The 20,822-nt window shown below is 70.6% G+C and carries 19 protein-coding genes and 2 pseudogenes; 7 read left to right on the forward strand and 14 right to left on the reverse strand.

Annotated features, from left to right (window positions below; all coding sequences use genetic code 11):
* Positions 1-153: 153 nt before the first annotated feature.
* A complete protein-coding gene (locus ABZ818_RS36980; protein ID WP_361424918.1) occupies positions 154-1,362 on the forward strand; it encodes an IS4 family transposase in 1,209 nt (402 codons plus the stop codon).
* A gap of 351 nt (positions 1,363-1,713) precedes the next feature.
* Here the strand turns inward: ABZ818_RS36980 and ABZ818_RS36985 are convergent, their stop codons facing one another.
* The 12 genes from ABZ818_RS36985 to ABZ818_RS37040 form a co-directional block, all read right to left on the reverse strand.
* Positions 1,714-2,475 carry a methyltransferase gene (locus tag ABZ818_RS36985; protein WP_361424921.1) on the reverse strand — a complete coding sequence of 254 codons (762 nt, stop codon included), beginning with the start codon at positions 2,473-2,475 and terminating at the stop codon, positions 1,714-1,716.
* A gap of 38 nt (positions 2,476-2,513) precedes the next feature.
* Entirely contained in the window at positions 2,514-3,170 is a 657-nt protein-coding gene (locus tag ABZ818_RS36990; RefSeq protein WP_361424924.1) for a M15 family metallopeptidase, read from the reverse strand.
* Positions 3,167-4,207, reverse strand: coding sequence for a GNAT family N-acetyltransferase (locus tag ABZ818_RS36995; RefSeq protein ID WP_361424927.1), 1,041 nt, complete (start codon positions 4,205-4,207; stop codon positions 3,167-3,169). The genes ABZ818_RS36990 and ABZ818_RS36995 overlap by 4 nt, the downstream gene beginning before the upstream one ends.
* The gene (locus tag ABZ818_RS37000) at positions 4,204-5,649 is read right to left on the reverse strand and encodes a phosphotransferase (protein WP_361424930.1); all 1,446 of its coding nucleotides are present in this window, start codon (positions 5,647-5,649) and stop codon (positions 4,204-4,206) included. Before ABZ818_RS37000 ends, ABZ818_RS36995 begins: the two co-directional genes overlap by 4 nt.
* The gene (locus tag ABZ818_RS37005) at positions 5,646-6,503 is read right to left on the reverse strand and encodes a methyltransferase (RefSeq protein ID WP_361424933.1); all 858 of its coding nucleotides are present in this window, start codon (positions 6,501-6,503) and stop codon (positions 5,646-5,648) included. Before ABZ818_RS37005 ends, ABZ818_RS37000 begins: the two co-directional genes overlap by 4 nt.
* Positions 6,500-7,789: a protein-L-isoaspartate O-methyltransferase gene (locus ABZ818_RS37010; protein WP_361424936.1), complete on the reverse strand. Its 1,290-nt coding sequence runs from the start codon at positions 7,787-7,789 to the stop codon at positions 6,500-6,502. Before ABZ818_RS37010 ends, ABZ818_RS37005 begins: the two co-directional genes overlap by 4 nt.
* Positions 7,786-9,390 carry an NUDIX domain-containing protein gene (locus ABZ818_RS37015; RefSeq protein WP_361424939.1) on the reverse strand — a complete coding sequence of 535 codons (1,605 nt, stop codon included), beginning with the start codon at positions 9,388-9,390 and terminating at the stop codon, positions 7,786-7,788. The genes ABZ818_RS37010 and ABZ818_RS37015 overlap by 4 nt, the downstream gene beginning before the upstream one ends.
* The gene (locus ABZ818_RS37020) at positions 9,387-10,766 is read right to left on the reverse strand and encodes an MFS transporter (protein ID WP_361424942.1); all 1,380 of its coding nucleotides are present in this window, start codon (positions 10,764-10,766) and stop codon (positions 9,387-9,389) included. The genes ABZ818_RS37015 and ABZ818_RS37020 overlap by 4 nt, the downstream gene beginning before the upstream one ends.
* Positions 10,750-11,787 (reverse strand): phosphotransferase, encoded by a 1,038-nt coding sequence (locus tag ABZ818_RS37025; protein ID WP_361424945.1) that lies wholly within the window; start codon positions 11,785-11,787, stop codon positions 10,750-10,752. The genes ABZ818_RS37020 and ABZ818_RS37025 overlap by 17 nt, the downstream gene beginning before the upstream one ends.
* Positions 11,784-12,230 carry an HIT domain-containing protein gene (locus ABZ818_RS37030; protein WP_361424948.1) on the reverse strand — a complete coding sequence of 149 codons (447 nt, stop codon included), beginning with the start codon at positions 12,228-12,230 and terminating at the stop codon, positions 11,784-11,786. Before ABZ818_RS37030 ends, ABZ818_RS37025 begins: the two co-directional genes overlap by 4 nt.
* Positions 12,231-12,316: 86 nt before the next feature.
* Positions 12,317-14,317, reverse strand: coding sequence for an ABC transporter ATP-binding protein (locus tag ABZ818_RS37035; protein WP_361424951.1), 2,001 nt, complete (start codon positions 14,315-14,317; stop codon positions 12,317-12,319).
* A gap of 327 nt (positions 14,318-14,644) precedes the next feature.
* Positions 14,645-15,151 carry a hypothetical protein gene (locus tag ABZ818_RS37040; RefSeq protein WP_361424954.1) on the reverse strand — a complete coding sequence of 169 codons (507 nt, stop codon included), beginning with the start codon at positions 15,149-15,151 and terminating at the stop codon, positions 14,645-14,647.
* Positions 15,152-15,410: 259 nt separating this feature from the next.
* Between ABZ818_RS37040 and ABZ818_RS37045 the strand changes: the two are divergent.
* The 5 genes and pseudogenes from ABZ818_RS37045 to ABZ818_RS37065 form a co-directional block, all read left to right on the forward strand.
* Positions 15,411-15,458: pseudogene (locus tag ABZ818_RS37045) on the forward strand (hypothetical protein); the annotation flags it as partial.
* A gap of 50 nt (positions 15,459-15,508) precedes the next feature.
* Positions 15,509-15,773: pseudogene (locus tag ABZ818_RS37050) on the forward strand (IS5/IS1182 family transposase); the annotation flags it as partial.
* Positions 15,772-15,999 (forward strand): hypothetical protein, encoded by a 228-nt coding sequence (locus ABZ818_RS37055; protein ID WP_361424984.1) that lies wholly within the window; start codon positions 15,772-15,774, stop codon positions 15,997-15,999. The pseudogene ABZ818_RS37050 and the gene ABZ818_RS37055, both read left to right, overlap by 2 nt.
* Complete coding sequence (locus ABZ818_RS37060; protein ID WP_361424978.1) at positions 15,999-16,223, forward strand: helix-turn-helix transcriptional regulator; 225 nt, start codon at positions 15,999-16,001, stop codon at positions 16,221-16,223. Before ABZ818_RS37055 ends, ABZ818_RS37060 begins: the two co-directional genes overlap by 1 nt.
* A gap of 477 nt (positions 16,224-16,700) precedes the next feature.
* Positions 16,701-17,108, forward strand: coding sequence for a hypothetical protein (locus ABZ818_RS37065; RefSeq protein WP_361424957.1), 408 nt, complete (start codon positions 16,701-16,703; stop codon positions 17,106-17,108).
* A gap of 867 nt (positions 17,109-17,975) precedes the next feature.
* Here ABZ818_RS37065 and ABZ818_RS37070 read toward each other — a convergent pair.
* The gene (locus tag ABZ818_RS37070; protein ID WP_361424960.1) at positions 17,976-18,290 is read right to left on the reverse strand and encodes a hypothetical protein; all 315 of its coding nucleotides are present in this window, start codon (positions 18,288-18,290) and stop codon (positions 17,976-17,978) included.
* Between the two features lie 920 nt (positions 18,291-19,210).
* Between ABZ818_RS37070 and ABZ818_RS37075 the strand changes: the two genes are divergently transcribed.
* Positions 19,211-19,336: a hypothetical protein gene (locus ABZ818_RS37075; protein WP_361424963.1), complete on the forward strand. Its 126-nt coding sequence runs from the start codon at positions 19,211-19,213 to the stop codon at positions 19,334-19,336.
* A 495-nt stretch (positions 19,337-19,831) separates the two neighbouring features.
* Here ABZ818_RS37075 and sbnA read toward each other — a convergent pair whose 3' ends face one another.
* Positions 19,832-20,818, reverse strand: a complete 987-nt coding sequence (gene sbnA / locus ABZ818_RS37080; RefSeq protein ID WP_361424966.1) for a 2,3-diaminopropionate biosynthesis protein SbnA — start codon at positions 20,816-20,818, stop codon at positions 19,832-19,834.
* Between the last annotated feature and the right edge of the window lie 4 nt (positions 20,819-20,822).

Below are 20,822 nucleotides of genomic sequence, written 5' to 3' on the forward strand. Positions count from 1 at the left end.
CGCACCAGCCCTGTCCGGCAGAACGGAAGGGGAATCTGCCACACACCAGCCTCCCGACCAAACAACCCAGAGCTAAGCAGCGACACGCTACTAGACGCAATGCCGCTGACTTTGGGGTGAGTTGCTTGTAGCTTGTGGTCGGGGAGGGATGCTGTGCCACGGGCTGGTCAGGTGAAGCCGCCGGTTGAGGAGCGGTTGTCGGACCGGATCGCGGTGGGGGTGCTGACGCGGGTGTTTCCGGCGGAGCTGGTCGATGAGGTCGTTGCTGAGACGGGGCGGAGCGAGAAGCGGAATCGGCTGCTGCCGGCTCGGGTGACGGTCTACTTCGTGCTGGCGATGTGCCTGTTCTCCGGGCAGGCGTATGAGGAGGTCGCGCGGCTGCTGACCGAGGGTCTGGCCTGGTCGGGCCGGTGGCGGGGGGCCTGGGAGGTGCCCTCGACCGGGGCGATCTCCCGGGCGCGCGCCCGGCTGGGCGCGGAGCCGCTGCGGGTCCTGTTCGGCCGGGTGTGCCGGCCGGTGGCTACGCCGGACACCGTCGGTGCCTGGTATCGGGGGCGGCGGCTGGTAGCGGTCGATGGCACCACGCTGGATGTGGCGGACACCCCGGACAACGACGCGTTCTTCGGACGTCCCGGATCCGGCCGCGGCGACAAGAAGAGCGCGTTTCCGCAGGTGCGGCTGGTGGTGCTAGCCGAGTGCGGCACGCACGCGGTGTTCGCCGCGGCCACCGGGCCATGCACGGTTGCCGAGACGGTGCTCGCCGACACCCTGCTGCCGCGTCTTCAGCCGGGGATGCTGCTGCTGGCGGACCGCAACTTCCCCGGCTTCGACCGGTGGAAGGCCGCCGCCGCGACGGGCGCGGACCTGCTGTGGCGGGTCAAATCGGATGTCGTGCTGGCCGTACGCGAGCAGTACGCGGACGGCTCGTACCTGTCCGAGATCTACGCGGCCCGGGACAGGCGCCGCGCGCACGGGCAGCTGGTGCGGGTGGTGGAGTACACCATCGCCGATCACGAGGACGCCGGCCCGATCCGATTGATCACCACGATCCTCGATCCGGACCAGGCACCGGCGGCCGAGCTGGCGGCCTTGTATCACGAGCGGTGGGAAGTGGAAGGGGTACTGGACGAGATCAAGGTCCACCAGCGCGGCCCGGAGGTGGTCCTGCGCTCCAGATACCCCGACGGCGTCGAGCAGGAGGTCTACGGCTTCCTCCTGGTCCATCACGCCGTGCGCCAGGTCATGCACCAGGCCGCGGCCCAGGCCGGAACCGACCCCGACCGGATGTCCTTCACCCGCTCGCTGCGCGTCGTACGCCGCCAGGTCCCCGCCCAGGCGGCTTTTTTCCCCCTGAGCGGCTGACCGCCGCCTGGGACCGCACCCTCGCCGAGATCACCCGACGCCTCTTACCGGTCCGCAGACTCCGTGCGTTCCCGCGCGTTAGGGGCTTCGCCAAAGGGACAGAACGCCCCGGTAGCCGAGCCGAACGGCGCCCGGGCGGCTGCGTGGCGAAGACTGTGGGGTTGACGCACGGTCCACGGCTCGGATTCGCTCGTCGAGCTGGCGGCGGAAGGCATCCTGGGTCTGCCGCTCGGTGGGTGTCGGCCAGCACGGCGGTTCTGCTCTGCGGCTACCCGTAGGCCCTGGAACCTGGTACCGCGGTGTGCGACGTGACCACCGCATCCTGAAACGCCGCGGCCGCGTCGGTGACGCTCACCGTCTTCTCGCCATGCGGCCCCTTGAGTCCGGGCCCCGCTCGATCCTCCCCGCAGGCAGTTCCCACGCGGGAGTGCGCCCCAGGCGGCGGCCGAGCAGCACACGACCCTGGTCATCGGTCACCACCGCGGCCGCGCCGAAGACCGCCCGAGGTGCGGGCGGGCTGGTGCACTCGACGGCCTGGCCGGGACGGGTCTCCTTGCCCAGCACCAGCACGGCGAACTCGTCCGCGGTGTACCGCGCAGCGTCGTCGAACGGGTTTGTGAGGACAGCTAGTTGGTCCTCATCGAGCGCGATGTGGCGTCGCTCAGCGGGCGTGTGCTCAGTGGTCGGCGTGATGACGATCAGCCGGCCGTCCTCGGTCAGCAACTCGGCAAGGCGCAGCAGGGTGGCGGTGGGGTTGCCGAGGAAGGCGACGGCCAGGCGCAGGGTGATCAGGTCATAGCCCTCACCGGCCAGCTGCTCCAGGTCGTCGTTCTCCACGTCCAGGCACAGCCACCGCACCCCGGGCGTCTCCGCGTGCTCCGCGCGGGCCCGCTCAAGAGCGCCCTCGGCGAAGTCGACGCCGTCGACGGTGTAGCCGAGGGAGGTGAGGTAGACGGACAACTCACCGGTCCCGCAACCGATGTCGAGCGCTTGCCCGCCGTCCGGTGCGGGGGCGGCGTGCTCGGCGATCAGACGCTTCTCCTCTTCCCCGAGCCGCCGGAAGCCATGCCCGTCGCTGTAGTGCTCGGACCAGTCAGTGCGGGTGTATCCCACAGGTCGCTCCTCCTGGGTGAAGGTGGGGTGGTTCGGCATCAGGGCAGTTCGACGGGCCCGTAGAGGGCGGCCGGCTGCTGGGTCTGCAGGGCCCAGTACCGGTCGCCGAACGACCAGTGCCAGAACTCGGTCGGGTAATTGATCAAGCCCGCTGCGGACAGCGCGCCGCCCAGGATCGTGCGGTTCGCGCGCGCCTGGGCGCTGAGGCCGGGGGCGTCGGTGTAGCAGGCGCCGCCGGACTCCTCCGGGTTCGCATTGACGCGGCTGCCCATGTCCAGCTCCCGGCCATCAGCGTCGATGAGCGTCAGGTCGACCGCTGCGCCGGCCGAGTGCGGGGCGATGTCCGGAGGGGACACGAAGCGGCTGGCGGCCTCGCGCAGGCGCGCCGCCGTCCAGTGCGGGTTGGTGCGGGCGAGCTCGTCGCAGTACGCCTCGAAGTACGTGCGCTGGAGCGCCGGGGGCCGGTAGCCCTCGATGAACAGCAGGCACAGGCCGTCCGGAAGCAGCTCCTGGGCGCGCAGCAGGCGGGCGAGAACGTCTTCGCGTAGGTGGGCGAACGCACCGGTGTCGTCGCTTCTGCGGTCGTCGACACGCAGTCCATGGTCACGGACGTCGAGCAGGGCCTCGCCGCAGTCGTGCACGGGGATGGCCGCGACCTTCGGGTCGGACATCAGCATGATGCCGTTGATCGTCATGTGTTCCCCCAGGTGTCGAAATAGCCGGCCGCGCCGGCGCGGCGGGCTTCCTCTACCGCGCGAAGGCGCGCGAAGTCGGATTCGGGCATCAGGTCCTGCCACTGGTCGAGAGGCAGGACGCGCGCCTCGTCGTGCTCGCGCGGAGCGAGGACGATGCGGTGGATCTGTTCGGTGCTCAAACGGCCGCCGTCGAAGACGAACTGCACCGTGCTGTAGGGACGCCGCGGCCGCGGGGGCCCGTACACGGTGGCCAGCAGCCGGGGCGGACCCACGATGTCCAGGCCGGTCTCTTCCCGGCATTCGCGTACGGCTGCGTCCCAGGGCGTCCCGCCCAGGTCGAGCGCGCCGCCGATCATGTGCCAGGGGTGGGAGGGCGAGTACACGGAGTGCAGTTGTAGGGGGTGGTCGTCTTCGTCAGTGATGTAGAGGCAGACGAAGGCGACGGCCTTGGGCAAGGACTGGGCGTACTGCTCGGGCGGCACCCACGAGGAACCTCCTCCCGTGCCGGCCGATGCCGGGGCGGATGTGCTGCGCCGGGTCATCCGCATGAGCGCCGGACTCCCGCTGAAGCCGAAGTCCCGGTACAGGGGTGCGGCCTGCGGGCTGGTGTGCAGCTCGAACAGCGTGACGTCCTCGACGTCGGCCAGGTGGTCGAGGAGTGTGGAGACGACGGCCCGGGCGTAACCGCGGCGCCGGTGGTCCGGGTGCGTGGCGACCAGCTGCACACGGGCGGCCCGGCCTCGGGGGTAGGCCGGGGCCGGGAGCACGGGGTGGATCAGGCTGAGGGCGCAGGCGGCCATCGTGCCGTCCGGGGCGTCGACGACGAAGGCCCGGGCGTCTCCCTCCGGCGTGAGCCGTGGTGCCAGCTCGTCCGTGCACTGCCGGACCCAGTCCTCGGTGAACGGTGCGGACAGGACATGTTCGGAGCGCATCCGGGTGATGGCTTCGGCGTCAGCGGGGGCTGCCGCGCGGACCCGCGGCCGTCCGGCGGCGTCGCGCGGCTCGGCCGCGGTAGTGGGTGCCGGGTCGGCGTTCACGGGGCATCTCCTGTCGGTGAGAGGGCTGCGCGGTGCTCGGCGCGCAGGCGGGCCAGGGTCCGCCGGCCGCGTTCGACCAGCTCGGGGTCACCGTGGGCGGCGCCGTAGGCGATCCCGCTCACGGAATCGAGTGCTGCGTCGATGACGAGGCGGGCCTGTTCGGCGGCGGTCAGGGGCCTGCCGTACCCGGCCAGAAACGCCTCGAACAGGTCCGGGCGGCCGGCCCAGGCGTCGGACAGGCGGACCAGATCCCGTACGGCCGGTCCCGGCTCACTGCGCTCGAGGTCGATCACCGCCACGACGACCTCAAGGTCGTCCGTCTCGTCGGCGGCGTCAGGGGTGGAGAGGATGTTGCGGAGCTGGAAATCGCCGTGGGTCTCCACCCACTCCAGCGGTGGCAGGTCCTTGGCCTGCCGGACGAGCTCGCGGACGAACTCCTCATCGCCCGGGAGTAGATGAGACCGCGCCCCGGCCAGGTGCCGGTCGGCCTTGGCCACGGCCGGACCGCTGCCGGCAGGAGCGGGCCGTGGGGGAGAGGCCTGGTGGATGCGGCGGGCCAGCGCGCCGATCCGTTGGAAGACCGCCCTCTCCCGCTCCGGTGCCAGAACAGCGCCGTGCAGCGGGCGGCCCGGCACCGCGGTGAGGACCACCGCCCGCAGTGTCTCGTCGGCGGCGACCAGCCGCGGCACGGCCGCCCCCAGCTCCCGCGCCCACGTTCGTAGCCCCCGCACTTCCCTGCCGTGGAATCGCTCGTTTTGGTGGACCTTCACGTACCAGGTGCCGCCCTGGACGCCGTGGACCCGCCACACCCGGCTCTCCTCGCGCGCCCACGACGTATCCGTCCACTGCCCGATCCGGCCGAGCGCCCGCTCCGCGAACTCCACGACCTCGGCGTCGGGACGGGCGCCGGACGCCTGGCCGGTCACGTCCGGCACGATGCGCAGCCGGTCGGCGCAGGGGTCGAAGGCGATGCTGTCGCCGGGCAGTTGGAAGTGCACGGCGAGGCGTGCGCCGGCGCTGTAGGCGTCCAGGCCCGCACGGCAGTACGCCACGATCTGGGCAGGCAGGGCGGTAAGGGGTGCCCAGTCCATCGCGTCGCAGACGTCCGGCTCGGCGATCTCGGGCTCGCCCGTCCACCGCCGGACCTCGAAGAAGTGCCCGGTACGACTGGCGCCTCCGGGGCTGCGGTGGTGCACGGTCACGGCGGCCCGCACGTCGGCCGGGTCGATGACGACACCGGTCTCCTCCCGCGCCTCGCGGATCAGGGCGGTGACCACGTCCTCGTGCGGACCGTCCAGATGACCCGACGGCAGATGCCACAGGCCGGCGGCGTACACCTGCCCGGCCCGCCGCGACAGCAGCACCTGAGGCCCGTCGGCGGACTCCCGGCGCAGGATCAGCTGGACGTCCACCGGCTCGGCGTGCCGCTGCCCGCCGCTCACCGCGCTCCCTCCGGACGCCGGGCGAGCAGAACCCTGAACGTCGCTTCCTCGACCAGAGCCCCGCCCACCGCGTGCGCGTGGAGAAGGTCGAGGGCCTCGTCCTCGAACGCCTGGTGCCGCTCTGCAAAGAGCTCAAGAGCGGCGAAGGACGTGGTACGCAGGTAGCCGAGCACCTCCTGCGGCGCCCAGGCGCGGGTCACGGGGAAGAGGTGTTCGGTGACGTCGTTGAACGCCGAGGCGGCGAGGTCCTCCTCGTACGAGCGGCGGGGCGCGGCGTAGGAACGGCGGGCGCCCGCCCGGCGCTCGGCGCCCAGGTAGCGCTGGATCAACGCGCGCAGCGCACGGGTCCAGTCGGCGTCGTGGGTCCACAGGCTCCCGTCGCCCATGATCGCTACTGCGGCGCCCGGTGTGGCGACCCGGTCGGCCATCTCCAGGACCGCCTCACCGTTCATCCAGTGGTAGGACCGGCAGCAGGTGATCAGGTCCGGGCCGGATTCCGGTTCGCCCGGCAGTGTCGCGAGCGGCTCGTAGGCGTCGGCCGCCGCGTGGACCAGGGTGAGGGTGCAGTGGCCGAGCACGGGAGTGAGGGCTTGCCTGGCCTGATGCAGCATCTGAGGGCTGACGTCGACCGCTTCGATGTGCGTCAGGTCTGCTCCGGCGGACAGGAGCGCGAAGGGCACCTGTCCGGTTCCGGTGCCCAGGTCGAGCAGAACCGGCGACGGCCGGCCCCGCAGCGTGTAGGCGAGTAGGCGCACCGCCGCGTCCGGCAGGCCGGGGCGGTGGCGGGCGTAGGTCAACGCCGCGCCCTCGAACATGGTCTCCTGCTCCGGTGCAGGCCCGTCGGGGTAGGTCACGAGGTGGCTCCCTCATCGAGCGGGTGGGGGGCGGGCAGGTGCCAGGACAGGCGTCCGCACTCGGACGCGGCGCGCTGCCCGCCGTCCGCGTCGAAGTAGAGGCGGTAGCGGTCGGGGGAGCGTGCGGCCCGCCACCGGTCGGCGAGGTCCTGGATCTCTTTCCAGATGTCCCGCGGGCCGTTGACGGTGACGTTCCAGCGCTGGTGGCCCACCGGCTCCGCGCGCATCCAGGATCCGCAGCCGGGTGCGCCGATCGCCAAGTGCTCAGCGCCGAAGTCCCGCACCAGACCTCCGAGGAGGTGGTCGGCCGCCAGCCAGAATCCGCGGTCGCTGTCCGCGGGCGGCGCCAGCTTGCTCCGCTGGGTCCACGCGCCGGGCTCGGCGGCCATGCGCTGCCGGAACTCCTCGCTGAGCCAGATCCGCGCCGTGCCGTGCCCGGCACGGTGGGCGAACTCCACGGCCCGCAGCTCCGCCGTAACATGCCCGTCTGCGGTGCGCCGGACGACGGCGCGGCCGGGCCACGACGGGGACGCGCTGGTCACGTGCGCCAGCAGTTTGCCGCCTGGCGCGAGTTGCTCGACCAGGGCCGTCGGTACGCACTCCACCGTGTACGACACGAAGATACGGTCGAACTCCCGTCCTGGGACGCCCTGTTCGCCCGAACCGCACACCACCTGCGGCCGGAAGCCGAGATCGCTCAGACGGGCGGCGGCCGCGTCGGTGAGGTGCCCGTCTCGGTCGAGGGTAGCCACCCCCTGGTCGCCGCAGACCTGGCAGGCCACCGCGGCGGTCACCCCCGCGCCCGTCCCGACGTCCAGCACCCGAAGCCCCGGGCGCAGATCCAGCTCCTCCAGCAGCGCGGCGGTCAAACCCATCACCGTCGACATCGACGTGATCGACGCCCCCGACCGTGTCCCGCGCGCCCGGCCCAGCAGCGGCTCCCCGTCGTGCTGGACGAGCACACTGGCCCCGCCGTACAGGAGCCCGAGCAGCTCGGGGCGGTCCTGCGGCGCCGACCAGTCCAGCAGATCCCACCGCGGCGGCTCCTCTCCCGGGCCGCTGCGCCGTACGTACGCCTGCGGCATCAGCACTTCGCGGGGCAGCGCGAGGAGGGCGTCGCGGACCGGGCCCGGCCGCAGAGACCCTTCCTCCTCAAGCCGGGCGACCATCGCCGCCCGCGTGGCTGCCGGATCCGCTTTCGTATCCGTCGGCGTGGCCCCGCCGACCGGGCCGGCGGTCCGCTCCGGCGCCTGGTCACCGGCGGGACAGGTGTCCAGAGTGCTCATCGCTCGCCCCAGCCCTGCTCGGAGTACGGGCGCCCCCGAAGGATGCCGTCGATCGCCCGGCGGGTGTACGGCACGACCGCTTCCGGCAGGTTCTGCGGCTTCCACCACCGCCACTCCACGCACCGGTCGGGCTCCAGGACCTCCGGGTCGCCGGTCCAGGAGCGGGCCTGGAAGACGAGCGCGATCCTCGGCCGGGCGTCGGGGGAGTCGACGTGGTGCACCGTGTGGACGAGATCGACGGCCTCGGGCGCGATGGTGAGGCCCGCTTCCTCTTTCGCTTCGCGTACCAGGCAGTCGATCGCCGTTTCCCGCTCGCAGTGGCCGGCCAGGAAGTGCCAGGTGTCCGGCGCATACGTGGAGTCCGGGTGGCGCAGGCCGAGGAGGATCCGACCCTGGTCGTCCTGGAGATGGAGGTGAACGCCGACGATGTGCAGCTCGGTCCCCGGCGGAGCCTCGTCTGCCAGCGGGCCGGTGCCGTCCGGTAGTTCCTTCGCCGCGGGGTGCTCGGCCGCGTGGCGCCGGATCAGCTCCCCGAGCCCGGGGCTCAGGCGCAGCCGGTCGAGCATGTCCACGGTGCACCACGTCAGCAGGACTCCCTCCCGGAGTTCCACCGCCTCGGCATCACCGCTCCAGCGCCCGGCGTAGACGCTGATGGGCACCGCCAGGCCGTCGACGCTCGTCGCCGCCTCCACGGCGAACGGCACCAGATCGGTGAGCTCCAGGCCCGGCACCTCCTCGGCAAGCTCGCGGCGCAGCGTCGCCTCAAGACAGGCGTCGTCCCTCGTGCGGCCGCCACCGAGGAGGGCCAGCACCCAGGGCTCCCAGATGCCCTCCCGGTCATCCCGAAGGTGAAGGAGATACCGACCTGCCCCGTCATGGATCACGGCGCTCGCATTGACGGGCTCCGGGCGCCCATCGAGGCCGTCCGCCTCGGCGGCCAGGAGCTTGGCCCGTAGCGTCGGGGACCGCACATCGGCGTACGGGAGCCACTGGGCCCCGGCGACTTCCTCGTCCTGCAGAGCGAGCGCGGGCGGTTGCTCGGCGGTGAGGTAGAACGCGAAGCGGAAGTCGAAGTGCTGGTGAGCGGGCTCGCCTTTGGCCGCATTGGCGTCGATGTCATGGACGTCCACGTCGATCGGCTCTTCGAGGAACTGCGGAGTTAGACACAGGTCGCCGGGCCGCAGCCCGGCCTCTTCGCACACCTCCCGCACAGCCGCGGCCAGGAGCGTACGGTCACCCGCCTCAACGTGGCCGCCTGGAGCGAGAAGCAGCCCCGTCACCCGATGTCCGATGTGGAGCACCCGACGGTCGCGGTCGATGACCACCGCGCTGCAGGTGACGTGACCGGGCAGCGTGGCGCGGCTGGACGGCCCCTCGGTGCCGTCCAGGACAGCCAGCAACCCTCCCAGAGCTCCCCGTTCCTCGGCATGCCGGCTGAGATAGGCCTCGACGGTCGCGCGGATATGAGAGCGGGAGGGCGGCACGTGATCACCTCGAATGTTGGAGGGCAGGAAGTAGGTACGGGGCGGGAGGGGCGCGCCCGACGGCGGGCCCGCCGATGACCGCTCCGGGCCAGGGGCCGTGTCCGGGTTCGTGCTCACGGACCACCTTCCGAAGAGCGGTCGTGCCGCACATCCACGGCGACTGCGGGATTCGGAACGATCGGCCCCGACGGCGTCGGAGGTGGGATGGCCTCGGCTGAAGGAGAAGCCACGGCGGGTGAGCCGGGCATGTCCGGCAGACTGCGCAGCGGGGAGCGGTAGAGAACCACGAGGGGGACGACGAGGAGGCAGGTACCGGCCACCAGGGTGGGGCGCACACCGATCCAGGTGCCGAGCCCGCCGGCGAGGAGCGCGGCCACCGGGCGGGCACCGGAGGTGAGCCAGGTACTCACGGCCTGCATCCGGGCCTGCATGCCGTCGGCGGTGACGACCTGGCGAATGGTGCGCTGGGTCGTCCCCGCGGCCCCGGCACAGGCCAGCTGGAGGAACAGGGCGGCACCGATGGCGAACTGCCAGACCAGGCCCGGGGAGGCGAGGAGCAGAGGGACCTGGGTGAGCGGGGTGATCGCGAGCGCGGCGAGCATCATCGGCCCGGGCCCGTACCGCGCCGCGAGTGACGGGGCGGCCAGCGCACCCGCCGCCGCGCCCAGGGCTCCGATGCCCAGGACCACGCCGAAGGCGGTCGCGCTCATCGCGAGGGACCGGAGCAGGTACAGCGCCCACAAGGTATTGAGGAGTGCCAGGGCGAACGATGTCGTGGCGTTGACGAGGGTCAGGGTGCGCAGCCGGTGGTCGCCGGACACGTAGCGCAGGCCCTCACCGATCTCGGTGTGCAGCCGACGGCCTTCCGCTGCCGGCCGGGGGCTTTCGGGGGCCTGGATGCGGGCGGTGCACCAGGCGCTGACGAGGTAGGACAGGACGTCCCCGAGAAGCGCCCGGGCCGGGCCGAGGAGCGCGGTCAGGGCGGCGCCGAGATTGCTGCCCGCGGTGGCGGCGACGGCGAAGAGCCCGCCGATGCGGCTGTTGCTCCGCTGGAGCAGGGATCGGTCGACCAGGCTGGGCAGGAGACTGATCGCCGCGGCATCGTGCAGCACGCCCGCCGCGCCCTGCACGGCCGTGACCAGCATCAGCTGGGTCAGGGACAGCCGGTCCAGCGCGCCCGCCACCGGCACGCTGGCCAGCGTGGCGGCGCTGACCAGGTCGCCGGTGATCATCTGCTTCCGCTTGGAGTGGCGGTCGGCGAGGGCCCCGGCGTGCAACGCCAGCAGTGCGGGCGGCAGTTGGCCCAGAAACGTCAACCAGGCGACCTCGGCGGTGGTCGCATCGAGTGCGAGCACCGCCAGCACGGGGATCACCATGCTGCTGATCGAGCTGCCGGTCACGCTGGCTGCCTGCCCGGTCAGGTAGCGGCGGAAGTCGCGGTGCCGCCACAGCGACGGCCGAACGCCGGAGGAGGGGTCAGTGGAGGAGTTCATGGAGCACCTCCTCGGCTTCCGTCAGGCGCTCGCAGAGCTCAGCCATGGCCGCCTGTCGGTTGTAGCCGTACGCCTCAAGTTCGGGAGTGACGGCGACCGGGTCGTCGACGGCCTCGGACAGCGGATACACCGAGCACGCCAGGTACGCGGCGGCGAGGCGGGGTACGGCGAGGAGTTCTTCGGCCGGCAGCGCCGGGTTGGCTGCCCGGTAGGCGGCGACAGCTTCGGCCAGGCCGGTGGGCCACTGCGGCTGTGCCAGGACGGTGCGCGGGTCCAGGACGATCCGCCCGAGCTCCCAGGCGGGGCTTCGGTGACCGGGCGGCCGGAAGCCGATCAATGCCGCCATGTGCTGTCCGCACAGGAGCAGGTTGGGCGAGGCCAGGTCGCCGTGGACGGTCTGCACCGTGAAGGTCGTCGGTAGCCCTTTGACCATGGCGGCCACGGCGGGCAGCGCGTCGAGCCGCCGGGCGGCCGTCTCGCGCGCCCAGGCGGGAAACCCCGAGGCGGGCGGCCTCTTGGCGAAGAGGGCGAGCAGCCGGTCAAGGTGCTGCCGGGCCCGTTTCACATCGCAGACCTCCCGGGCGGGCACGCGACGCGGAGGCCCGGCCGGGTGCCGGGCCAGGGTCCGGTGCAGGCGCCCAACCGTCTCGCCCACCGCGGCCCACCGGTCACCGGACAGGCCGCCCTCCGCTGTCTCCGCGTTCTCGACGTACGCCGCGACCGACACCGCCATCCCGCCGGCCGCCGCGATGAGGTCACCGTCCAGGGTCTGCCGCACCACCGGCACCGGGATCCGGCCGAGCCGTGCGAACTGGCCGAGCTCCAGCGCCTGGCGCTCCGCGTCCAGATCGGTGCCCGCCGGGCAGGCCTTCACGAACCACCGGGCTCCGTCGCTGTCCCGGGCCACGTAGTTGCGGGTCGCGGTCCCCGCCGGACCTTCGCTGACCGCGGTCGGGACGATCCGGTAGAACAGCGTCAGAATCCCCGCCACGACCATCACGTCCGACTCGGCGCCGTTCATCGCGGCACCCCCGACCGGCCGGTGGGGTTCAACAGCTGGCGCAGCGCTCGGGCATCCGCCTGCAACTGCTCCTCGTCCTGGCGCCCGAGATCGAGCACCTCGAAGGGCAGCGGCCCGCCCGGAGCCGGGTCCCTTCCGGCTTCGCGTCGCGGAACGCAGTGCCAGTGGGCGTGCGGGATCTGGTTCCCCAGCAGCAGGTAGTTCATCTTCAGCGGCTCGTAGAGCGCCTCAACCGCCCGGCCCAAGGCGAGGACGTCGCGCCAGAACGCGGCCGCCTCCCCCTCGTTCAGCTCGGTGGGCTCGGCAACATGACGGCCGGTGTAGATCACGACGGCGTACCCGCGGACCTGGCCGCTGCGCCACAGGTAGGCGTTGCTGACCTCCCCGCGCCGGACAAGAAGGCCCCAGCCGATGTCGTGGGCGGCGAAGTCATTCGTGCACATCGGGCAGTTAGTGCCCCGCCGGTGGTCCGTGAAGTGCTCCGGCCAGACGCCGGTCGGCGCGGGACGGGGTTGTGCGTGGTCGGGCATCACGCCGCCTCCCCGGCCTCGGCGCGGTAGCCGGCGGCCTGGAGGGTGAACATGGCGGCGTACTCGCCGCCGAGGGCCATCAGCTCCTGGTGGGTGCCGCTCTCGGTGATGCGGCCGCCGTCGAAGACGAAGATGCGGTCGCAGGCGACGACGCTCGCCAGGCGGTGGGAGATCAGCACCGTGATCTGATCGGGGCGCGGATTGTCCCGCAGTACCGCCTCATACACGGCGTGCTCGGCGCGGGGGTCCATGCTGGCGGTCGGTTCGTCCAGCAGCAGGACGGGGGCGTTCTTGTACAGGCCGCGGGCGACGGCGACCTTCGCCCACTGGCCTGCGGACAGTTCCTGACCGCCGCGGAACCGCTTGGACAGCAGCGCCTCCCACCGGCCGGGCAGTCCGGCGATGACCTGCTCGGCGCCGGAGGCCCGCGCGGCGTCAAGGGCCCGCTGTGGGTCGGCCTCGGTGAGGGTGCCTCGGGAGACCGTCAGGTTGGCCAGCGCGCTGAACGGGAACCGGACCGGGTCCTGGAGCACGCAGCCCACCCGGGCCTGCAACGACTCGGCGTCCATGTCCAGCACGTTCACGCCGTCCCAGCAGACCGTGCCCCCGTCCTGGGGCTCGTACAGCCCGGCGAGCAGCCGCGCGCACGTGGACTTGCCGGAACCGTTGACGCCGACGAACGCGACCGTCTGACCGGCGTGCAGTGTCATGGAGATGCCGTTGAGCGCCGGGGTGTCCTTGCCCGGGTAGGTGAAGGACACGTCGTCCAGCGTGATGGTCTTCACCGTCTCGGGGGCGGGCAGCCCGCTGCGGCGCGGCTGGAGATCGCGGCAGCGTTCCTGGAAAGCGAGCAGGTCATCGACCCACATGGCGTGCTCGTAGACCAGGTGGGAGACGTCGACGAGCCGGGTCAGCGAGGACTGGGCGGCCTGGATGGCGAGGACCGCGCCCGCGCCGGCGGCCAGGGGCAGCCAGCCCGCGATCAGCATGGCGCCGAGCGCCGTATAGGTGATGCCAGTACCGATCCCGCCCACCGCCCGGCCTGCCAGGGTCAGCCCGGCCGAGCTCACGCCCAGGCGTGTGTCTTCCTCGGCGATCCGTGTCGTCAGCCGGTAGTGCTCGTCCAGCAGCGCGCCCTGGGCGGTGTCCGAGCGGAGTTCGGCGGCGGCGTCCCGCTCCAGCAGCAGCCAGGAGAAGATCCGCACCCTGCGCTGCAGGGTGTTCCAGCGCTTGAAGGAGTGGAAGCGCGCCCGGGCGCTGCGCACGGCCGCCGCGCCGACCGGCAGCACCGACAGCAGGAGCAGCGGCAGCAAGGCGGGATGGAGGACGCCCAGGACCCCGGCGGTGCCCACGAGCCCGAGCAAAGCCGCGGCCAGGGAGACGACCTGGCCGACGATCTGCCGGGCGTAGAACAGCCCGCGGTCGTTGGCCCGGTAAGCCTCGTCGTGCCAGTCCGCGTCGTCGACGACCTCCAGCCGCACATGGGCGGTCAGGGTGAGGAACTCCGTCTCCAACGCGGTGCGGATCTTCGGGGTCACCCTGGCCTGCGCTACGGCGACACCCGCCTCCAGGAGCGCCCGGGCGGACAGGAAGCCGACGACGAACAGGAGTTGGGGGATGGCCGCGCGCACCCGGTCCGGGGTCGGCCCCTCGGCGAACAGTTCCCGCAGCACCGCCACCGAGGCCATGAGCCCGAACGCCGTCATGGCGGCCGACGCCAGCTGCAGGACCACGACCGAGATGGTCGCGGTCCGGTCCGCGGCCCAGGCCAGCCGACCGATCTGGCGCACGATGCGCGGCAGCCGAGCGAGGATCTGTCCCACCGTGGCCTGGGACGCAGCGCCGTCGTACACGGACCAGTACGCCTCCTCCAGGCCGTCGGCGATGTCACCGTCGTGCGGCCCTCCCGGCACGGCGGCGGGCGGCAGCGGAAGTTCCGTACCGCGCGGGCCGGGCACCGCACCCGGGCGGATGCCGTCCGCATCACTGCCGCCGCTCATGCCCCCCACCTCGTATCCAGTCGTGCCGAGCGGCGCGCGTAGACGTCGGACTGCCGATGGCCGCAGGTCGGGGAGGCCAGCGGGGACCGCCGCCGCTGTTCGAATCCGGGGCGATGGGCGGGAGCGGGCTCAGTGTTCATGGTGTCCTCCGTCTGGGCGGCTGGTTGGTACTGGTGCTCTAAGAACGCGCCGAATCCGGGGCCGTAACGGCCCCGGACGGGCGAATGTCTCGAACGTGAATGCGGTCCTGGCGTTCGGGGCAAGGGCCGCCTGCCTGGTCGCTTTTGAATCCACACGTTCGAGTGGTTGACGACGTGTGGCACTCGATCAGGGGCTTGCGCGGGCCTTCCACGGCCTCGGGGCGGGACGGTCGCGTTCCAGCTCCGCCAACACCAGCTGACTGAGGCGGGCGGGGTAAGGGCGGGTTGCTGGGAATTGCTGTCCGAGGTAGTCCGTAGTGATCAGCAGAGCGTCCCGTCTCGGCACCTCGATGACGAGAGGGCCGAAGCGTGCCTCGAGTTCCCCGAGCGTCCGCGGGTCGCACGCGGGCGAAGGCCCCGCGCACAGGGCGCGGTTGTCGTACGGAACCAGCTCCACCAGGTCGCGGCGGGTCAGGACGTCTCCCACGGGGCGGGGGGTGACCGCGCTGGTGTTGAGAATGACGCCGTTGCCGGTCTGGTGGCGCAGCCGGGCGGCCAGGCGGCGGAAGAGTTCCTCGGGGCTGAAGGTGCAGCTCTTCCAGCAGCTGCCCGGCCGGCCGACGACGTTGGCCAGGGCTGTCTCCGCGTCGCCGATCGCGTCGGTCAGCCAGGACAGTTCGGCCGGGGACAGCACCCTCGACGATCGCAGTCGCAGTAACGGGCAAAGGTTCCTCGGGGAGTGAAACCGGAGCTTCGGAGACTAGGGTCACCACGGGATGCCTGACGTCCGAAGCCCCGGTGGCTAGGGACGAATGGGGGACAGGGGCGACGCTCCGACACGTCGAACTGCCGGTATCTCTTGACCACTTGGGAGCTGATCACCAGCCTGCCCTGCCGTCATCTGTCGGGCCAGATGCACGGGGGCTCATATCGAGGGTCATTCAGTTCCGCACGTGCACGACCTGCGGGAGATCGTCAACGCGATCCTGTATGTCAACCGCACCGGCATCCCGTGGGAGTACCTGCCGCACGGCCGTCCACCGCCGAGCACTTGGCCCGGCTGCTGTGCGACCACCGTGCGGCGATCGGCACCCGCAGAGGGCGACGTGCGCTGGGCTGCTTCCGGCAGGCGGTGCTCATCCTGCGCTGGTTCCTGGACGGCACTCGCCTGGCTCGGCCTATCGTCCTCCACCGCCTACCGGTATCTGCACGAAGGACTGGCCGTCCTGGCCGCCGGGGTACCGGATCTGGACACCGTGCTGGAGCGGGCGAAGGCGGCCGGGCTGACGCATCTGAACCTGGACGGCACTGCAGTTGTGTCAGGAGCCGAACGCCTCCCGCCATCCGCTGCGCACGTTGCGGCCGGCGGCCCGCCAGGCGGACAGGAAGCAGTTGCAGCGCGGCCTGTCCATCCACCGGGGACGGGCCCGGCCGTGGCCCGGGATCGCGACGCAGGAACAGCTGGCCTTCCTCATCCTGGCGCTGGGGGAGGTCTTCCGGCGCGGAACGAAGCTGCGCGCCGATACCGAGGGGTTGGTCTGATGCCACCAGAGGAGGAGCACCGAGTCCAGGTCCACCTGGACCGACTGCTGGCCGAGCGCGGCATGACCCTGTCCGAACTGGCGGCCAGGGTCGGGGTGACGGTGGTCAACCTCTCCATTCTCAAGAACGACCGGGCGAAGGCGATCCGCTTCTCCACCCTCACCGCGATCTGCCGCGAACTGAACTGCCAGCCCGGCGACCTGCTCAGCATCCGCCAAGACTGAGCCTTTCCCGGTAATCGATCACCACGACGCCGCCAATCAGTCCAAGCTGGGTGGCGTGCTGAAGTCGATCGAGCCGCTGTCGCCGTCCAACGTCAACGGCATACTTCTGCAGTAGCAATCAGAGGGTCCAACGTGCTGACTCGGATATTTCACTGGGCCGATGTGGCCCCTGCCCGTGCGGATGCGCTGCGGATCCGCTCGCTTCAGCTGGACCAAACAGCGGCAGACGGCCGCGAGGCGATGTGCTGAGCACAGGCACTGAAGAGGCAGGTAGACCGTGCCTCCCCTCCAGGTCGTTCCTTCCAAGGCCGGCAAGGCGAGCTGCCTCCCGTGAGGCCGATTGGACGAAGCCCCGTAACATCGGGCTGTGGTGATCAAGGTTGGTGAGCTGCGCGGTCTTGGTGCCCTCGCTTCCGAGGCGCGGTTGCGCGCTTCGAGGCGGAGCAGCGGGAGATAGGCAGCGGGCCGGGGCGCAGGTTGCTCGCGGTCGACGGCAAGCCCGCGTTCGAGCTCAGCTTCTGGTGCAGGACGTGCCCGTTTCTGTTCCGCCGGCTGGAGGGGGCCAGGCAGACGTTGTCGCTGGACAGTGTGCAGGAGCAGCTTGCCGAGGAGTTGGTTGATCTGAACGACGGCGGCGTCATCGACGCGTTCGGCGCGTTGCTGCCTGAGGGCACGTACCTGCCTTTTCTGCTCCGTGTGGAGCCTCGCCTGGTCGTCCCCGGCCAGCAGGACGACTACTTCAGTCACGAGCAGGTGGCGACCTGGGGCCTCGATCAATTCTGGGGCCTTCCGGAGTACCCGCACACGCCTATTCCCGGACGTTCGAGACCCCGGTCGACGAGTTCGCCCATCTCCATGAGTTCGTCGTCCCGATGGTCCCCCTGACATGGAACGAGAGGGAGCGTGTCGAGGAATACGTTGCGCTCATGGATCAAGGCACGGTTCCTACGGCTGTGGCGGTCTCTGCCCTCGACGTGTGCGAACCCGCCATTGGCATGACGGACGACCAGTACCGGCACTGGGGGTTGACGCACTTCCTCCTTGACGGCCATCACAAACTGGAGGCCGCAGCCACAGCAGGCCGACCGGTGCAACTCCTCTCGCTCCTGGCCCTGGGCGAGGGCCTTGCCGGACCGAGGAATACGCCCGACTGCCTGCCCTGCGCGCTCAACCCCGTTCGGCCCGTGATCTGTACGCATTGATCCGCCGTGACGCCAGGACCGGCATGTCAACGCCCGCTGTCATGCGGAAGTACGACGTGGGCCACGAGACCGTGCAAAGGGCTCTGGGCCTCTTGTCCGAGGGCCCTGCCATCATCCCGTGATGATCGATAAGAATGAAGCACCGCGAGCATCCGCCGTGCGCCTTCCCGGGCGATCTCCTCCAGCAGCGAGCTGCCGCTTGGCGTGCTGCCGTCCTCGTTGACTACCGTAAGCACGGACGTGCCTTCTCGACCGACGCGGCAACGTCGGCCTTGCTCGATGACCTATCGATCGATCCATCGGGAAAGTACGCCCCCTTCCGTCAGGAGTGATCCACAGGTATTGAGCATTGCTCCACGCACCGAAGGATCAGGTTATGTGAGGTCGGGACATCTGGGTGTCGCACCTTATCCCTCGAAGACATCAGTCCCTGCGGAAACGAGGGTCCCCAAGGTGGCAAAGATCGCCACCAGCAAGCCTGCGGCCGAGAGCTGGTTAACGCCGCGGCGTCCGGGCCACCGGCTTTGACGACGGCTCGCGGGGTCCGAGGTCACTTCTTCGGCAGCCAGGCGCTGAGGGCATCGATGAGCCGGTCGAGCGCGGGCTCGTCGCCGGAGCGGTCCGTCGTGACTGTACGGCCGTTGAACTGCAGTGTGTACTGGAACATGTCGACCGCCCCCATGTTCATGGTGAAGTCGGGAACGTCGGCCAGCGCCGGATCTCCGAGCAGGGTACGCAACTCCTTGAACTGGGCCGCGCTGGTGCGGCGGACGACCGGCTGGCCTTTCTCGCTGGCGTAGACGGTGCCGTCGCCCCGGAGGATGATCAGATGGTGGACGCCCGCGAAGCCGCCGGTGACGGTCATGGACACCAACTTCTGATCGGGCCCAGCGACGGGGACTGGGGTCGGGCTGCCGGGAGCCGAGGGGGAGGCGGAGGGCGTGGTTGGGTCGGGTATCGGCGACGCGGCGGAAGTGGTCACGGTGTCCGTCGACGCGGCCGTCGGCGGCACCGCACTCCCGCCGCCCTCGAACGAGCAGCTGATCAGACCCAGCAGACCAGCCGTGACCACCGCCGCCGCCGCGGCCGCACCCCTGCCCAGCACAGCGCCCCCCGTCGGTCGCCTCAACTGCACTGTGAGTACCACGGAACCGCCCGTTCCGACCCCGCGGGCCTGCGCCGGCGGTCGAAATGTCGATCCGCCGACACCGACAGTGGGAACTGCACAGCGGAGGGGGTGCACCTTGCCGCAGCGCTCAGACCCACTTCAAGGAACCGACGAAGTGGCGTTCGTGAGGTGACGGAATGGCTGTTCAGCGGGTTAGCGAGCCCGGCGACGCACCTCGTCGCAAGCGGACCGTCCCGGAGCGCGCGCCAGGGCGGGGGAGACCTACCGCAGAATCGGACCGGGCCCGGTAGTTGAGGTTCTGGCCGGGACGACGCGGCACGCGGTGGTCACCGTGACTCGCCTCCGGTGAGGTGGAAGAGCCGGACATATCCACACGGCACGGTGCGGCATTGACGACCTGGGAGTGTTCTATTCTTCGTTCGAAGCGGCCACTCCGGTCGCATGAGTAGAACACGCCCCGCCCGATTGTCGGCAACGGCTGAACGTTTCACCCGTTGCCGTGAGACGTCAGCGGGGACCAGCCCCGCGGGTGCGGGGACGACGAGGTCGATGCGGGCCTTGCCGCGGGTGCGGGGAGCAGGTGAGCGTCACGGTCACGGCGGAAGCGGAGCCAGGACCGTCCCTGCGGGTGCGGGGAGCAGATGTGCTCTGAGGCGGTGGTTGCCGCCCAGGGTGCGTTCCTCGACGCCTGCCGCGAGGACCTCGTGTATGCGACGAAGCGGTGGCAGCTGCTGCGCCAGTACAAGGAGCGCCGCTTCCTGCGCGGGCGGGTCGGCCGCTGACAGCACCGCCGTCGATGGCGCGCGCGGAAGCACCCTTCCCCGGGGCCGGACACCCACCGCGTCGTGAGCAGCCATCGCCGGCACTGATCCCAGCGTCGCGGCCGGTGCTGCGCCGAGTCATCGGGGGGCTGGCCGGTGCCAGACCGCTCGCTGCACGGGGCAAGCACCGGCTGGACGAGGGCGCGTGGAAGGGAAAGGCCTGAACCTCCGCACCTTTCTGAGCGCCGGGCGCCTGGGCTGGAACGTCACGGGCGGAAGGAGGATCCCGTCGGGGTCGCGGGGATGGTCCCGTCACGTGACTTTGCGGCCGACTCGATTGGGTGGAGGCGGGCTTTGGCGAGGAGTTCGTGGTCACCGGCCTCGTTCAGAATCACTCATGCCTCCTTACGCCCGAACGACCTCGAAGACGAGCAGTGACAACCTCACCCCGCGCAAGGCCTGGGTCGATGGCGGCTACCGCCGGCTGTTGATCATGCGGCTGGTTCTGGGGTGTGGTCAGGCTGCTTGGGGTGTGGTGGTGGGGGATTGGGGGGTGGGGATGTCGTTGTCGCAGAGGTTCTGTGCCCAGGTGGGTTGGTAGATCGTTTGCAGGTAGCGTTCGCCGAGGTCGGGGGCGATGGCTGCGGCGGTCAGGTTGTGTTCTTTGTGTTGGGTCAGCCAGGTGATTGCGCCGCTGACGACGGTTCCGGTGGAGCCTCCGAAGAGGAATCCGTGTCTGGCTAGTTGGTGGCAGGCGTGGATGGTGTCGGTTTCGTTGACGTGTATGACGTCGTCGATGTAGGTCTCGTCCAGGAGTGGGGGGCGGATGCTGGTGCCGAGGCCGGGGATCATGCGGGGGCCGGGGGTGCCTCCGAAGGTGACGGAGCCGGTGGTGTCGATGGCTACGACGTGTACGGGCCGGTGCCATGTGCGGAAGTAGCGGGCGCAGCCCATCAGGGTGCCGGTGGTGCCGGCTCCGATGAACAGTACGTCCAGGTTGGGGAATTGCCGGGCGATGGCGGGGGCGGTGTGGTGGTAGTGGGCTGTGCTGTTGCTGGGGTTGAGGTACTGGTTGAGCCACACGTAGCGCTGGTCGCGGGCGCAGAGTGCCTGGACGTGGTTGATGCGTGCGCCGAGGAGTCCGCCGGCGGGGTCGGGGTCGGTGATGATGTGGACCTGGCTGCCCAGGGCTTCCATCATTGTCTTGGTCGCCGGGTTGCAGCGGGAGTCGGTCACGCACACGAACCGGTATCCCTTGTTGGCTGCGATCATGCTCAGGGCCACGCCCAGGTTGCCCGAGGATGATTCGATCAGGACCGAGTCCGGTGTCAGTTGTCCGTCGCGTTCGGCGGTCTCGACCATTTCGAGGGCGGCCTTGAGTTTGATCGAGCCGGCGAAGTTGAATCCCTCGCATTTGAGGAACAGCGGGTAGTCGAAGATTTTCTCGAGGTCGACGTAGAGATCGTCCTCGTTGAAGGCCTGGGGGGCGGATATGACGGGCATGTCG

Source organism: Streptomyces sp. NPDC047453 (assembly GCF_040643155.1).
Taxonomy (GTDB): domain Bacteria; phylum Actinomycetota; class Actinomycetes; order Streptomycetales; family Streptomycetaceae; genus Streptomyces.

What these genes read in the sequence shown, in the direction of transcription:
- ABZ818_RS36990 (WP_361424924.1), bottom strand. Translation starts at nt 3,170, where the DNA reads ATGACGATCAACGGCATCATGCTGATGTCCGACCCGAAGGTCGCGGCC.
- ABZ818_RS37010 (WP_361424936.1), bottom strand. Translation starts at nt 7,789, where the DNA reads ATGAGCACTCTGGACACCTGTCCCGCCGGTGACCAGGCGCCGGAGCGG.
- ABZ818_RS37020 (WP_361424942.1), bottom strand. Translation starts at nt 10,766, where the DNA reads ATGAACTCCTCCACTGACCCCTCCTCCGGCGTTCGGCCGTCGCTGTGG.
- ABZ818_RS37025 (WP_361424945.1), bottom strand. Translation starts at nt 11,787, where the DNA reads ATGAACGGCGCCGAGTCGGACGTGATGGTCGTGGCGGGGATTCTGACG.
- ABZ818_RS37030 (WP_361424948.1), bottom strand. Translation starts at nt 12,230, where the DNA reads ATGTGCACGAATGACTTCGCCGCCCACGACATCGGCTGGGGCCTTCTT.
- ABZ818_RS37035 (WP_361424951.1), bottom strand. Translation starts at nt 14,317, where the DNA reads ATGAGCGGCGGCAGTGATGCGGACGGCATCCGCCCGGGTGCGGTGCCC.
- ABZ818_RS37060 (WP_361424978.1), top strand. Translation starts at nt 15,999, where the DNA reads ATGCCACCAGAGGAGGAGCACCGAGTCCAGGTCCACCTGGACCGACTG.
- ABZ818_RS37070 (WP_361424960.1), bottom strand. Translation starts at nt 18,290, where the DNA reads ATGACCGTCACCGGCGGCTTCGCGGGCGTCCACCATCTGATCATCCTC.
- sbnA (WP_361424966.1), bottom strand. Translation starts at nt 20,818, where the DNA reads ATGCCCGTCATATCCGCCCCCCAGGCCTTCAACGAGGACGATCTCTAC.